12 protein-coding genes are annotated in these 14,045 nt (G+C 40.6%); 8 read left to right on the top strand and 4 right to left on the bottom strand.

The window, feature by feature from the left end; translation table 11 throughout:
- Positions 1 to 52: 52 nt before the first annotated feature.
- Genes BM380_RS10260 through BM380_RS10250 form a run of 3 tightly spaced genes read right to left on the bottom strand, consistent with a single transcriptional unit; the run spans position 53 to position 2,471 of the window.
- On the bottom strand, positions 53 to 346 hold the full coding sequence (locus tag BM380_RS10260) for a hypothetical protein (RefSeq protein WP_090494268.1): 294 nt from the start codon (positions 344 to 346) through the stop codon (positions 53 to 55).
- Positions 343 to 1,383, bottom strand: coding sequence for a M48 family metallopeptidase (locus BM380_RS10255; protein WP_090494266.1), 1,041 nt, complete (start codon positions 1,381 to 1,383; stop codon positions 343 to 345). The genes BM380_RS10260 and BM380_RS10255 overlap by 4 nt, the downstream gene beginning before the upstream one ends.
- Positions 1,383 to 2,471 carry a YjgN family protein gene (locus tag BM380_RS10250; protein ID WP_090494264.1) on the bottom strand — a complete coding sequence of 363 codons (1,089 nt, stop codon included), beginning with the start codon at positions 2,469 to 2,471 and terminating at the stop codon, positions 1,383 to 1,385. The genes BM380_RS10255 and BM380_RS10250 overlap by 1 nt, the downstream gene beginning before the upstream one ends.
- 172 nt (positions 2,472 to 2,643) lie before the next feature.
- Between BM380_RS10250 and BM380_RS10245 the strand changes: the two genes are divergently transcribed.
- The 8 genes from BM380_RS10245 to msrB all read left to right on the top strand — a co-directional run bounded on the left by BM380_RS10245 (position 2,644) and on the right by msrB (position 11,583).
- Complete coding sequence (locus BM380_RS10245; protein ID WP_090494262.1) at positions 2,644 to 3,375, top strand: TrmH family RNA methyltransferase; 732 nt, start codon at positions 2,644 to 2,646, stop codon at positions 3,373 to 3,375.
- 68 nt (positions 3,376 to 3,443) lie between these two features.
- Positions 3,444 to 6,845 carry a chromosome segregation SMC family protein gene (locus BM380_RS10240; RefSeq protein ID WP_090494260.1) on the top strand — a complete coding sequence of 1,134 codons (3,402 nt, stop codon included), beginning with the start codon at positions 3,444 to 3,446 and terminating at the stop codon, positions 6,843 to 6,845.
- 73 nt (positions 6,846 to 6,918) lie between these two features.
- Complete coding sequence (gene zipA / locus BM380_RS10235; protein WP_090494259.1) at positions 6,919 to 7,665, top strand: cell division protein ZipA; 747 nt, start codon at positions 6,919 to 6,921, stop codon at positions 7,663 to 7,665.
- 79 nt (positions 7,666 to 7,744) lie between these two features.
- Complete coding sequence (gene ligA, locus BM380_RS10230) at positions 7,745 to 9,766, top strand: NAD-dependent DNA ligase LigA (RefSeq protein WP_090494257.1); 2,022 nt, start codon at positions 7,745 to 7,747, stop codon at positions 9,764 to 9,766.
- Positions 9,759 to 10,103, top strand: a complete 345-nt coding sequence (locus tag BM380_RS10225; RefSeq protein ID WP_028834947.1) for a DUF3392 family protein — start codon at positions 9,759 to 9,761, stop codon at positions 10,101 to 10,103. Before ligA ends, BM380_RS10225 begins: the two co-directional genes overlap by 8 nt.
- Entirely contained in the window at positions 10,100 to 10,600 is a 501-nt protein-coding gene (locus BM380_RS10220; protein ID WP_090494255.1) for a DUF2919 domain-containing protein, read from the top strand. Before BM380_RS10225 ends, BM380_RS10220 begins: the two co-directional genes overlap by 4 nt.
- 6 nt (positions 10,601 to 10,606) lie before the next feature.
- The gene (locus BM380_RS10215) at positions 10,607 to 11,047 is read left to right on the top strand and encodes a hypothetical protein (protein ID WP_090494253.1); all 441 of its coding nucleotides are present in this window, start codon (positions 10,607 to 10,609) and stop codon (positions 11,045 to 11,047) included.
- 95 nt (positions 11,048 to 11,142) lie between these two features.
- Positions 11,143 to 11,583, top strand: a complete 441-nt coding sequence (gene msrB, locus BM380_RS10210) for a peptide-methionine (R)-S-oxide reductase MsrB (protein ID WP_090494251.1) — start codon at positions 11,143 to 11,145, stop codon at positions 11,581 to 11,583.
- 356 nt (positions 11,584 to 11,939) lie between these two features.
- Here msrB and BM380_RS10205 read toward each other — a convergent pair whose 3' ends face one another.
- On the bottom strand, positions 11,940 to 13,571 hold the full coding sequence (locus BM380_RS10205; RefSeq protein WP_036954016.1) for a response regulator: 1,632 nt from the start codon (positions 13,569 to 13,571) through the stop codon (positions 11,940 to 11,942).
- Between the last annotated feature and the right edge of the window lie 474 nt (positions 13,572 to 14,045).

The raw sequence follows: 14,045 nt of genomic DNA, 5'->3' as shown, positions 1-14,045 counted from the left end.
GCAGCTCAAAAAAGCGCCAATTTGGCGCTTTTTTTGTATAAAAATAAGAGTACTATGAAAACTGCATATTGTGCTTTTTAGCATAAATAAAAAATACCGGAATTTCGATTATTACGTAAGTTAAAAAAGTAAACCAAAACCAATTAACTTCAAATAGTAACCAGCTAAATTGCACGCCCGAGTTGTAATAAAGGCGAGATGCAATTAATAGCGTAATGCCTGTTGCAAATAAATCTTGTACCGATACCTTTTTAAAGCTGCTGCCTGCAAAGCGCGGATAAATAAACCCGTAGCCAAGCGTTATCACAATGATGACTAATAACAATAAATTCAGTTCAGGGGTCATAGTGGTTTATATTGCCTCGCATATTCTATTCGCTCTTGAGAGCTTGGGTGCGTTGATAAATACTTTAACCAAGTATCATCAAGGGTCGCCTCTTGTGCTTTTAAATTATTTTCTAGTGCTTCAATTGCATCAGCAAAGTCGTGGTTAGAATATCCTAATTTTAAAAGATTTTTAATAGCATATTCATCGGCCTCTTGTTCCATATCTCGTGAAAACGCTTGTTGTAAAAAAGATGAACCAGAGCCAAGCACGACCTCTAATATCCCTTCTAAATCACCAAAAATAACTGCAAATACAACGGTGCTCGCTGCAGCTTGTGCTGCAAGGCGAATGCTGTGATGGTGCTGAACATGACCAATTTCATGAAGTAAAATAGCACGCAGGGCATCAGGTTCATTTTTTAATAGCTCAACAAGTTCGTCAGTCACAACTACCCGCCCATTAGGAAGAGCAAACGCATTAGCTGAAAAATAATCTGACTGATAAAAAGAAAGTCTAAATTTTGCACTGTCTAAATTGAGTGAGTTAAGCATTAAACGCCATTGTTGCTGTATTTCTGATTGCTTATTAGTAGAAAGTTGAGAAGGTTCTAATGCGACTTTTTCTATCACACTGAGCGTTTGCTCTCCCATCGTTTCAATTGTCGAGGCAGGTGCTAAGTTAACGCTATATACGGCTACTGATGGTATTAAGCGGTATAAAATTAACCAAAGCAATAGGGGAATTAGCAGCACGGATGCAACAATAAGAATCTTATTTTTTTCTAAGCGTTCACTGAGTCCATGCTTTTTAAGCGCGAATGGCCATCTAAATTCTACATCTTGAGGAACAAATCGCCCACCATCAGCAAAATTTAACTCTGATGCCATGCCCGGTAACGGACTATCAAGTTGGCAATCGTCTAAAGTTGATGAAAGTAACGCCGTATTCTCAGAGTCAACAAGCGTTATTTGCTCATGGGAAAGGTGTGCGTAGCTTTTAATGTATTGGCTGCTATTAGGGTAATAATAACAGCCAAAAATAGGATAATTACTCATTAGGTGAGTGAAATATCAATATCAAACACATTGGCAGCTTCTTCAGCAAATGATGACTGCTCATTTTGTGCAACATCAATCAACGAAAGCGCACCGCTATAAATAGTGACTTCTGTAACTGATGCTAATAGCTTTGCTCTGCGTACTTTAGCCCAAGGGTAGGCAAGTCCTAAGGTAAATATAATTGCCAGTACATTGGTAAATAGTAAGATGGCATAGTCAATGGCTTTTAAGTTCGAATCAAAGGTAGCGACTTCTGTAAATTCACTGTTATTAAAAATATGATTTCGAATAAGCGAATGATAAACAGCGCCTACCAGTGTTAAAAACGCAACATACAACGCAGCAATTAATAGCGGCACTACAATTGTCGAAAGGCTAAAGTTTTGTGTGTTTAAGTTATCGATCGTTAAGGCACTTGCACCAGCAAAGAAGCCAAAAATAACTAAGCCACCTATTGCAACTCCTAGGGTAATAAGTGCTGCGATGTAATAGCGTTCGCCCTGAAGATTTACTGTAAGTGGTTTATTTCCATAGCTGATGCTTTCATGCATATATTGATCAATTCGCTTTAATACATACGGCAGTAATAGGTGTAATGTGAATACACTTGCAATAGGCAATAAAACAAAGTTAATAAATGCATCGCCGTAATTACCTGAAAAAGCAAAGCGTACATTACGATGGCGGGTCATACGCATGTTAAAGCGCAAACCTTGGTTAATGATCCATGGCAACAAAAATAAAAAACCAATAGCAAATAAAAGGCCTATCGCCGGTGCGAGGCTGCTTAGTATGGTGTAAATTAAAAACACGATTACCGCTAAAATGCGGCCTTTTAGAATTTGTATAGGAGTGGCTAGGTAGTCAAAGCTATGGCCGTCGATACGCGTATGGCCGTAAAAATAACGGTAGGTGCGTACTTTTGCCCATGCAGAATAAATTCCTAAAGTAATAATACTTAGCAGTATATTGACACTCCATATGCCAAAAAATTCGCCGGCTTTGCCGCTAAATTGTACTTTACCGCTAAAAATAGAGGAGGGTGTTTGGTTTGACTCAGATGAAGTTGGGTGTATTGATTCCATTTAAAAAAAGTCCTTGTAATTTTTTGTAAATTTACCCTTTTTAGAGAATAAAAACAATCTTTATGATTAGCTAGCTTATTGTAAGTAGGCTAATTCTATTGCTTTTGCTGTTTATAGGGCTGCACTTTAAGTCACCTCTGGTATACTGTGCAGATAATTTAATGGGGCTGTCATGATTTCAAAAAACCAACTTAAACTTATTCGCCAGCTTGGCCAAAAAAAGTATCGCAAGCAATTTAACCAATACTTAGTACAAGGCGAAAAAAATGTACTGGAGTTATTAAATAGCCCATTAAAAGTAAACGATGTATTTGCAACGCAAAGCTTTATTGATAATAACCAAAGCGCATACCCTCAAACGCATTTTATTACAGCAGATGAAGAGCAGTTAACAAAGGTAAGTACTTTGGTAAGTAATAATGCGGCTATTGCAGTTATTGATATGCCAAGCACCGTATTACCAGATGAAAACAGTTTAATATTGGCCTTAGATGGAGTGTCTGATCCGGGTAATTTAGGTACCATCATTCGCGTGGCTGATTGGTACGGTATAAAACACATTGTTGCCAGCACCGACAGTGCCGATCCGTATAATCCAAAAACAATTAGCGCCACTATGGGGTCATTTGTTCGTGTATCGGTAAGCCAAGTTGATTTACCTAGCTATTTAACATCTTTGGATGTGCCTATTTATGGTGCATTTTTAGAGGGCGAGAATGTTCATCACTGTCAGTTTGCTGGGAAAGGGGTTTTATTAATGGGCAGCGAGTCACATGGCATACGCCAGCAGTGTGCCGCGCTTGTGAGTAATAAAATTACTATTCCCGCCTTTGGCGGTGCTGAATCGCTTAACGTGGCAATGGCAACGGGCATTATTTTAGATAACTTTAAACGCCAAGCTTAACCTTTTGCCTAAAAATAGGTTAAATTGTAAAAACTAACAAAAATAATAAAATTTGGTAAAACAAACAGATGCGCTTAAGCACTATAAAATTAGCGGGCTTTAAATCCTTTGTAGAGCCCACTAAAATTCCATTTCCGGATCAAATGACGTGTGTTGTCGGCCCTAATGGCTGTGGCAAATCGAACGTGATTGATGCGGTGCGATGGGTGCTTGGTGAAAGCTCAGCTAAAAATTTACGTGGCGATGCCATGACAGATGTTATTTTTAATGGCTCCACTAACCGCAAGCCCATCTCACAAGCTTCTGTTGAACTCATATTTGATAATACCCAAGGTAAATTACCCAATACCTTTGCTGATCGTAACCAAGTGGCTATTAAGCGTTTGGTAACTCGCGATGGCCAATCGCTGTACTTTTTAAATGGTAGCAAATGCCGCAAACGTGATATTACCGATATATTTTTAGGCACTGGGCTTGGGCCGCGTAGTTACGCCATTATAGAACAAGGCATGATCTCGCGTTTAATTGAGAGCAAACCGCAAGAGCTGCGTGTTTTTTTAGAAGAAGCGGCAGGCGTATCGAAATACAAAGAGCGCCGCCGTGAAACACAAACCCGCATAAAGAGCACCCGAGAAAACCTAGAGCGACTCCTCGATGTTCGCCAAGAGTTACAAAACCAGCTTGATAAACTTGCAGTACAGTCGGTTGATGCTAAAAAATATCGCGAATTTAAAACCCAAGAACGCACTTTAAAGGGGCAAATAGCGGTATTAAAATGGCAAAAGCTGCATCAGCAACAAGTTGATAAAAGCGCACAAATCAAAAAGCTGGATGAACAAATCAGCTTTTTTAAAACGGCGCATTCAGGCCATGATGATGTTCTGGCAAGCCTTGAAGCTCAAGTACAAGTTCAGCAAGATAAACTTAATGATGCACAGCAACAGCAGCACCATACGCATACCGAATTGACTCGCAGTGAACAGCAGCAAATTAGCATTAAACAACAAACGCTGTCACTGAAACAAAATTTAGCCAAGTTAGAGCAACAAAAAAATCAAAGTGAAGAAGTCAAAACGCAGCAACAAAGTCTCTGCCAAGAGTTAGATGACAGCTTACAACAGGCTGTAGAGCATAACTTAATGTGTAGCGAGCAGGTTATAGAGCTTACCGATGAGGTTAATCGGCTGCTGGAGATTAAAAATGCCGACACATCACACTGGCAATCGCTAAAAGAAGATTATCAACAATTGCATAATCAGCAGTTAGCGCATACCAACGCAGTAAAACACACAGAACAGAAAATCAGTTATGTTAAGCAACAACTAACGCAGCTTGATGAGCAAATAGATGAGTTAAAACACAGTGAGATAGAGCAGCTATTAACTCAGCAACAACAGCACAGACAAGCCCTGACTGAGCAGCTAGCGAAAGCGCAAACGGCTCACAGTAAAGGCCAAACTGCGCAAACTACTCAGCAGCAACAGCTAGATGATGCACAGCAAGATTGGCAGCATTTATCTCAGCAAGTAAATGAATTAAAAGCCGGTATAGCGGGGCTACAAACTACTCTTGGGCTTGAAAAAAGCAGCGATGAAAGTTTAACCTTATTTAAGCAGTTAACTGTTCAGTCGGGATATGAGTTTTTAGTCGAGCAGGCGCTGTCATCACTTGAGCACATTCATATATCACAAGGTAAAGCAGAAAATAGCACGTGGGAAATTGCATCGCAGTCTGCAGCTAAGCACAGTATTGCCGCGTTTATTACCTCAGGTGTGTATCCTGAGTTATTAAATCATATTGCTTATGATGAAGCCGGCGATATAAGCGCACTTAACGACAATAGTTATATTGCGGTTATAGATAAGCAAGGGGCATTACACGGCCGAAACTGGCATGTAAGTGGCGATAAAAATGCAGAAAATTCCTTATTATTAATGCACAAAAAACTCAAGCAGCAAGAAACCTTACTTGAGCAACAACAACAGGCATTGACGAACGCACACTCCACGCTTGAAGAACATAAAACGCAGGCTGCATTGTTAACTGTTCAGCAAAATGAGCGCAAAGACACTATTCACCAATTAGCACAACAACTTGCTGTAGCAACAACGCGTGGCGATATGCTTAAAGCGCAAGCTGATCAGCATATGCAGCAGCTAACAAAATTACAACAACAGCGTCTGCCTCTGCTAGAGCAACAACAGCAGTTAAGCGAATTATTGAGCGAAGAGCTCGATAAAAATGAACAGCTTGCACAGCAGTTACAGGCCTTAGCTAAAGAGCTTAGCCAAGCCGATAGCACACAAATAAATAGTGATGAGCGTTACAAACAAGCTATTAATAATGCAGAGCAATATAAAACACTAGCGCATCAGGCAAACCTTAATGAGCAAAAAGCACGAAGTGAATGGCAGCTCAGTCAAACAAAACTGAGTCATGCTGTACAGGCGTTTACTAGTGCCGAAGAGGGTGCGCAAGAGATAATAGAGCAGATTGAAGCGTTACTTATTCCTGAGCAAGAGCTTGCACTAAGTATTGAGCAATTATTAGTACAGCACCAACAAGGCGAACAAACCCTTGTGGATATTCAGCAGCAGTTAGCTCAAGCAAAACAAGAATTACAAAACAAACAAGCGAGTTTAAAAAGTTCACAGACTGAGCTGGTGGCATTGCAAGAGCAGCATCAAAAGCTGAGTATTGAAGAACAAAGCTTATTAATTAAAGCGCAAGCGGTACTAGAGCCACTTAGTGAGCTTAATCAAAATTTAAAACAGGTATTAGCAGAGCTTCCTGCAGAGTTGTCATTAAATGCGGCGCAAAATCAACTTGCTGGAGTAAGTACTCAGCTAGAGCAATTAGGAGCCGTTAACCTTGCAGCCATTGATGAATTTGAACAAGCGAAGCAAAGAAGTGATTATTTAAATAATCAGCTGGACGATTTAACCCAAGCATTAACAGCTTTAGAAGGCGCTATTCATAAAATAGATCGTGAAACAAAAACGCGCTTTAAGTCTACGTTTGATCAGGTAAATCACGATTTTGGCCAGCTTTTCCCCAAAGTGTTTGGCGGCGGCAGTGCTTACTTAGAATTAACCAGTGACGATTTACTCGAAAGTGGTGTTAGTATAATGGCAAGGCCACCAGGTAAAAAAAATTCGACAATTCATTTGTTAAGTGGTGGAGAAAAAGCGCTGAGCGCATTATCATTGGTGTTTTCTATATTCAGGCTCAATCCAGCTCCATTCTGTATGCTGGACGAGGTAGATGCTCCATTAGATGATGCCAATGTGGTTCGTTTTTGCCGTTTGGTTGAAGAAATGTCACAATCTGTGCAGTTTATTTATATTAGTCATAATAAAATTGCAATGGAAATGGCGGGTAGATTAACGGGTGTAACCATGGCAGAGCCCGGCGTGTCGCGCATGGTTGCTGTGGATATTGAACAAGCGGTGCAACTTGCACATGCATAATTTTATAGTCATTTGCTGGTTATTTTAGGTAAAATGATGGCTGTTAGGCATATTAATAATAAAAGGTGAGGGGATGGCCGAAGAATTAAGATGGGTTTTAATTGTGATCAGTGTATTTGTCATTGGTGGCTTATTAATACACGGTTTGTGGTCAGTAAGAAAAAAAGAGAATGCTGAACTCCCTGCAAATGAGCGAGTCGAGCCTGTTCAAGAACAGCAGCCTTCATCTGTACATACTGAGCCACAAGAGCCAACGTTAGCGCAACGAGAAGAGCCACAAATGAGTGAGTTAAACTTCAGCGCTGATGAACCACAGATAGACGAAAGCCCAGTAAATACACCTATCGAGGATGACCTTGAAGTGGTAACAGAAGAGGCCGCAGACACACAACAAGATGCCCCTAAAGACGTTGCAGACTTTGTCATTGTGCATATTCAAATGCCAGAAGGGCTCACTATGCAAGGCAGTAAATTACTGCCTGCTGTTAACATGCTAGGTTTTAAATATTCAGAAGAAGGCTTTTTTAATCGCCACCTAGACCCAGCAGGCCAAGGGCCGGTGTTATTTAGGTTGGTGAATATGTATAACCCAGGCACGTTCGATATTGATAATATGGAACAATTTAGCACCGCTGGGGTGAGCTTATTTATGACTCTGCCATGCGATGGCGACGGTTTAGCCGCGTTTAACATGCTGCACAGCGCCGCTAAAAAAATAGCGGATGAATTTGGTGCCGATATTTTAGATGCAGAGCGAAATGTAATGACGGTAGAGCGTATTCGTCAATATGTTGAACAGGTTCGCGTATTTTCTGCGTAACATACGCATAAGTTAAATTTTGTAAGCCACTGGGCGTTCACTCGTCAAAGTGGCTTTTTTTATGTTTTTTGAGGTCTACATGACAAGCAGCATTAGTGAGCAAATTAATCATCTTCGTACCACGCTTGAGCAACACAATTATAGTTATTATGTGCTTGATACACCCAGCATACCTGATGCCGAATATGACCGCTTGTTACGGACACTAAGTGAATTAGAAACCCAGCACCCTGAGTTTTTAACAGCCGATTCACCCACTCAAAAAGTTGGAGGAGCGGCGCTTGCCAAGTTTGAGCAAGTAGCGCACCAAGTGCCTATGTTATCGCTTGATAACGCCTTTGGTGAGGATGAATTTAGCGGTTTTAATCGTCGTATTAAAGAGCGCTTAATGAGCACTGAGGAGCTTACATTTTGCTGTGAGCCTAAACTGGATGGTTTAGCGGTATCGATTATTTATCGAGATGGAGTACTGGTTCAAGCGGCGACCCGTGGCGATGGTTTTACTGGCGAAAATATTACTCAAAATGTAAAAACAATCCGCAATGTGCCATTAAAATTGCGCGGTGATGATTACCCTCGTGAACTTGAAGTGCGCGGTGAGGTATTTATGGATAGCGCGGGCTTTGAAAAATTAAATGCAGAGGCAGAAAAACGTGGCGATAAAATCTTTGTTAATCCACGTAATGCGGCGGCAGGAAGTTTACGCCAGCTCGACTCAAAAATTACCGCAAAACGGCCATTGATGTTTTATACCTACAGCACCGGATTAGTTGCCGATGGCACCTTACCTGAAGATCACTATCAGCAACTTGCTAAGCTTACCGATTGGGGATTACCGCTGTGTCCAGAAACCAAATTAGTTGAAGGCCCAAAGGCTGCGCTTGCCTATTACAATGACATTTTAACGCGTCGTAGCGAGCTAAAATATGAAATAGATGGCGTAGTAATAAAGGTAAATAAAAAAGCCTTACAAGAGCGCTTAGGCTTTGTAGCTCGTGCACCGCGTTGGGCAATCGCTTATAAATTTCCGGCGCAAGAAGAAATAACGCAATTATTAGATGTTGAATTTCAAGTAGGGCGCACAGGGGCAATTACTCCCGTAGCACGACTAGAGCCGGTATTTGTTGGGGGTGTTACGGTATCAAATGCAACGCTGCATAATGCCGACGAAATAGCTCGTTTAGGCGTTAAAGTGGGCGATACTGTGATTATTCGCCGCGCAGGGGATGTTATCCCGCAAATTACTCAAGTGGTACTTGAGCAACGCCCAAGCGATGCAAAAGAAATTGTCTTTCCAACTATATGCCCAATTTGTGACTCGCATATTGAACGGGTTGAAGGTGAAGCCGTTGCACGTTGTACCGGTGGCTTAGTATGCCAAGCACAGCGTAAACAAGCGATTAAGCATTTTGCATCGCGTAAGGCATTAGATATTGACGGCTTGGGCGACAAAATTGTTGATCAATTAGTTGACCGAGAGCTGATCAAAACCCCGGCTGATTTATTTATTTTAAAGCAGGGACATTTTGAATCACTTGAACGAATGGGGCCAAAATCAGCAAAAAACTTAGTTGCCGCACTTGATGATGCAAAAACGACTACCTTAGCAAAGTTTTTATATTCACTGGGTATTCGTGAAGTCGGTGAGGCAACCGCGCAAAACTTAGCTAATCATTTTTTAACGCTTGAAAACGTAATCGATGGCAGCATTGAACAGCTGATTGAAGTAAGCGATGTAGGTGAAATAGTGGCAAAGCACGTGCGTGGCTTTTTTACTGAAGAGCATAATTTAACCGTGGTGAACGAATTAATAGCCCAAGGCATTAACTGGCCACAGTTAACAGCGCCATCAGAGCAAGAACAACCGCTAGCGGGTTTAACTTATGTGCTAACTGGGACGCTTAATACGCTTAATCGCAATGATGCGAAAGCGCGCCTACAACAATTAGGTGCCAAGGTATCTGGCAGTGTTTCAGCCAAAACGGATGCGCTAGTGGCGGGCGAAAAAGCCGGCTCTAAACTAACTAAAGCGCAAGAACTCGGTATAGAAATACTGACAGAGGATGATTTAATTACTTTGTTAGAGACTCATAATGGCTAGTTTTACAAATATACTTAATACCTTGTTAATTGACCTAGGCCAGTGGCTACAAGGCTATTTGTCGCATTTATCATTGCTTTTGATGGTGTGCTTAGTGTCGCTCTATGCGGATGACATTTTAAAGCTCACCAAAGGCGTGGTAGCTAGGCGTCACTTTATTATAAGGGTGGCATGTTTTGTGTTGATCACCGCGTTTGGGTTTGGTTTATTAGTGGTGTGGTTAAGCCCATTACTAACTAAAGCCTTACTGTTTTTTGGTACTAAGTGGTTAGGGCTCACATTATTAGCTGCATTTTTTATTTTGGGCACTATTGCCGATAGGAAAAACCAGTTGTGAGCCGTTATGGACCTGAATACTGGGATAAATATGGTAGCTATCGTACGCCAATAGCGTTTCATTTGAGTATTTTAGTGTTACTTCGGGCCTATTTTATTTGGGTGATTGCCGCGCTGAGCCGTCGCCCTGAACTTGATCTAATGTCATTGTTTTTTAGATCAAAAAATGATTTTTTTATTGCCATAGCAATTGGTGCCGTGGCAATTGTACCCACTATTTTGTTTTGTTTACGCAGACCCAGAGACTCGCATCAAGCTACGAAACGGTTAGCGCGTATTTGGCGATACATGCGTTGGCCGCTTATTGCTTGCGCGCTAATAGACTTGTCGTGGTTAAGTATCCAGGCGGCCCATAGTCATTATCGCTTTTCACTGTTTTTAGCCCTACAAATGGTGATTGTATTGTGGGTATTGTGGTATTTGGCAAAAAGTCGTTATTTAAGTGTTTTTTTTAGTGATTGGCCTGAGCCGACAGAAAAAGCAACCGATAAAAAGTAAGAGATTATGCACACTATTAATAAAAAAATAGCGCAAGTAGTGGCCTTTATAGGGCTGATTATTATCGGCGTTGGCTATTTTTTATCATTAGGCGAACATATTTGGTTTAAAGGGATATTGCTATTGTGGATAGTGGTATTTTGTTCGTGCTGTTACCGGTTAACGCCGTTATTTAAAATGCGTAACCCGCTGCGTAACTTTATTCAGCGTGATGCGCAGCATTTGTTTGTTTTTAGTTTAACCGGGTTGTTTGATAAAAAGAATGGTCCGCATTGGTTAGTCATCAGCAATATTGAATCAATAGAGATAAAAGACGATGAGCTAATAGTGCATAGTAATAATGACAGACAATTAAGCGTGAGTATTCCAGGTAGTCAAGCTCAATTACACGCTTATGTAAGCCGTATACTTACAGCAACAGAGAAGCACCGTATAGTGTTTAGATAGCGTTGATCGTGGTATTAGCCACGGACGTAATGATAGGCTGTCAGCCAATGCTTTTGGCTCAGTATGAAGCAAATTAATAACGCAATGAGGTTGTTATGTTGAAATGGAACGATATTGTTAATTTTGCCAACCATGGCAATCCGACACCAGTTCAAAAAGTAGTTAAAACAGAACAGCAATGGCGTGAACTGTTAAACGAAGAGCAATATTACGTGACCCGTAAAAAAGGCACAGAGCGACCAAATAGTTCAACTAGTTGCACACTATTAGAACCGGGAAAGTACGTATGTGTGTGTTGTGACAACCTACTGTTTGATGCGGATGAAAAGTTTGATAGTGGCACAGGATGGCCTTCATTTACCCAACCTGCAACGGTTGATGCGATAGGGTATGTAATGGATAACAGCCATGGCATGGAGCGAGTTGAAGTTGTTTGTAATGTGTGTGATGCGCACTTAGGGCATATTTTCCCTGATGGCCCAATTCCTTCCGGCTTGCGCTACTGTGTAAACGCACTGGCAATGAAAAAGCTCTAGGGCCTGTTGGCCTTTCAAGGTTAAATTTGCAGCAGTCTGTTTGGTATTTAGGCAAGGCAGAGCCTATGTGGTGTGGTTATTCCCCATAAATGGGCGATAACGTAGCATCAATTCCAAACAGGCGCTGCCCAAAGGGTTCTGCCAAGGGACGATTAACCTTTGTTGCCTACATGGATGTAGGTAAGGGGCGTGAGCAGGACGCGGAAGCTTTGCTCGGCTTTTACTTATTCTTACATGGATGTAAGCCAGTAGAATAACGCAGGAGCAGTTATCGAGCCCACTAGGTTACAAACCTCACGCCGCGATTAAATCGTCCCTTGCTTGAACAAATTTTAATCCGCAAATGTCAATAGGCCTTAGCTAATCTCTAGTTTCATTTCTTTAGCAATCTGAAGTAGTTTATCGAACCGCTCTGATTGCTCTTCTGCTAAGGGTGATTTTTTTAATAGTTTAAAGCACTTTTGAGCCAATAGACTATTGAAAGAGCCCCCCTGTTTTTTTGATTTATCCACTAAACACTGTAATAAGTTAAGCGCAATACTTGGGTTGTGTGGCATGACCCTAAAGGCTTGACTGAATGCCTCTAAAGCAACATTTAACTGGCCACGCTCAAACTGTTTAACTGCATGATTGTTAAGTTCCTTCGGCCCCATTTTAATATCACGTCTTTCACTTTGCTGTTGCTGTATATAACGCAAGTACGTCGCGTCGCTCCTACTTGGGTGGCGTTCGCAATGATCAATAATTTGGCTAAATAGCGCTTGCGCCTTCTGATGAAAACCTAATTCATGTAATGCTTTTGCTTTATCTAGGGCACCATCGACTGAACGTATTTGAGTATCGCTGTCATCAAGTTGTTCAATCAACTGTTTCGCTTTTTTATGTTCATCTTTTAAATAATAAAGGCGTGCATTGAGCACATCGATTTGAGTTTGTGCATTACTGGTTGGGAATTGTGTTTTTAGCTCATTAATATATTTATTTGTTTGACGGGAGATTCTGTTTATTTGGTCAGTTTGATCTGTGGTTAGTGCAAAATCAATCCCAGCACGAGCGGCATTTAAATAAATGTCTGGGCTATCATGCATAGAGTACTTAGCAAAAGTGGCAATATCCTTTTGAGTTAAGTAGCTGGTTTCATAATCTCTATTAATGAGCGATACGCTGTTCAGTGACTTTTGACGGTCTATATTACGTGGAGCAATATGGGCCGCTTGACTTAAAAACTCTTGAGCTAACTCAAACTGGTTTAGTTTTATTTCTAAACGCCCTAATAAGTCTAATGCAACTAGTCGTGTTTCATTACGTTCAAGCATTGTTTTAAGCATGCGTTGAGCTAAAATATGCTCATTGTTAGCAATTAAGGCTTCTACCAATCCTACTTTTGCCCATGCAAATTTTTGAATATTCAAAACAGATTTAAAAAAGTCTTTCGCTTCTTGGTTTTGTTTTAGCGCCAGTAAAATATTACCTTTTAATCTAAGCAGAATAGGGCTGTATTTATTACTTTTATCAAGCTGAGCATTAATTTGTTTTAATGCTTTAGACTGGTTATCGTCATCAATTAAAGTGTATATAGCTTTTAAGTCGCTTTTGCGTTTGAGAATACGCTCTATGCGCACTCTTAGCTCTTGTACAGAGAAAGGTTTTACTAAAAAGTCATCGGGTTGAAGTTCTAACACACTGTGAACTAACTCTCCGCTAGTTTCCGCAGATGTAAAAATAAACCCAGTAGAGTGTTTTATTAATGCTTTAGCGCGTAATTCTTCATAAAGCTGGTAGCCATCTTGGCGTTTGCTTAGATTAAAAGAGCAAATTACCAAGTCAAATTCTTCATGTAAGCATTGTTCTTTTGCCGCTAGAGCATGATCTGCAAAACGCATATGTCCAAAGCCAATTTTTTCGAGCGACTGTTTCATGTAGCTTTGAGCAAGTGGCTGCTCCTCTACAATCAGTATTTTTGCTTCATTAAAAATATTTTTAGACATTGGCTTAAGCGTAATTGAATTTAACACAGACTATAATCAACAGTTTAGACGCTTACAAGGTAATTTAAAGATTCGCTTCGAAGATGAGAGCTTATTAAGCAAATTAATTCTAAAGGTTTATATTTTTATCTTAAAAGAGCTAAAAACCCATTTAAAGTAAATGGATAGCACGCGTAATAAAGTAAGCTTAAACAAAATGATTTTGGAGATAATAAAACTCGGAAGATAGGTTTTTAGCATGTGATTGGTAATACTGATCTTTTGAAACCGAAGAATTGCTTGATACGAATTTCTAAATGGCAATTAATACTGAACGTGAACTAAAGGAGTGGAAGATAATGAATATTAAAATGGAAGGTGATACTGGAGGATTTAGATTTTTGTAATATGCACCATTCAAAGAATGGTGGGTCGTACTGGACTTGAACCAGTGACCCTCGCCTTGTAAGGGCGATGCTCTCCCAACTGAGCTAA

The sequence above is a fragment of the Pseudoalteromonas sp. DSM 26666 genome (assembly GCF_900116475.1).
GTDB lineage: Bacteria > Pseudomonadota > Gammaproteobacteria > Enterobacterales > Alteromonadaceae > Pseudoalteromonas > Pseudoalteromonas tetraodonis.
The sequence above is the reverse complement of the archived record's forward strand: the minus strand, read 5'-3'. Positions and strand labels throughout refer to the sequence as shown.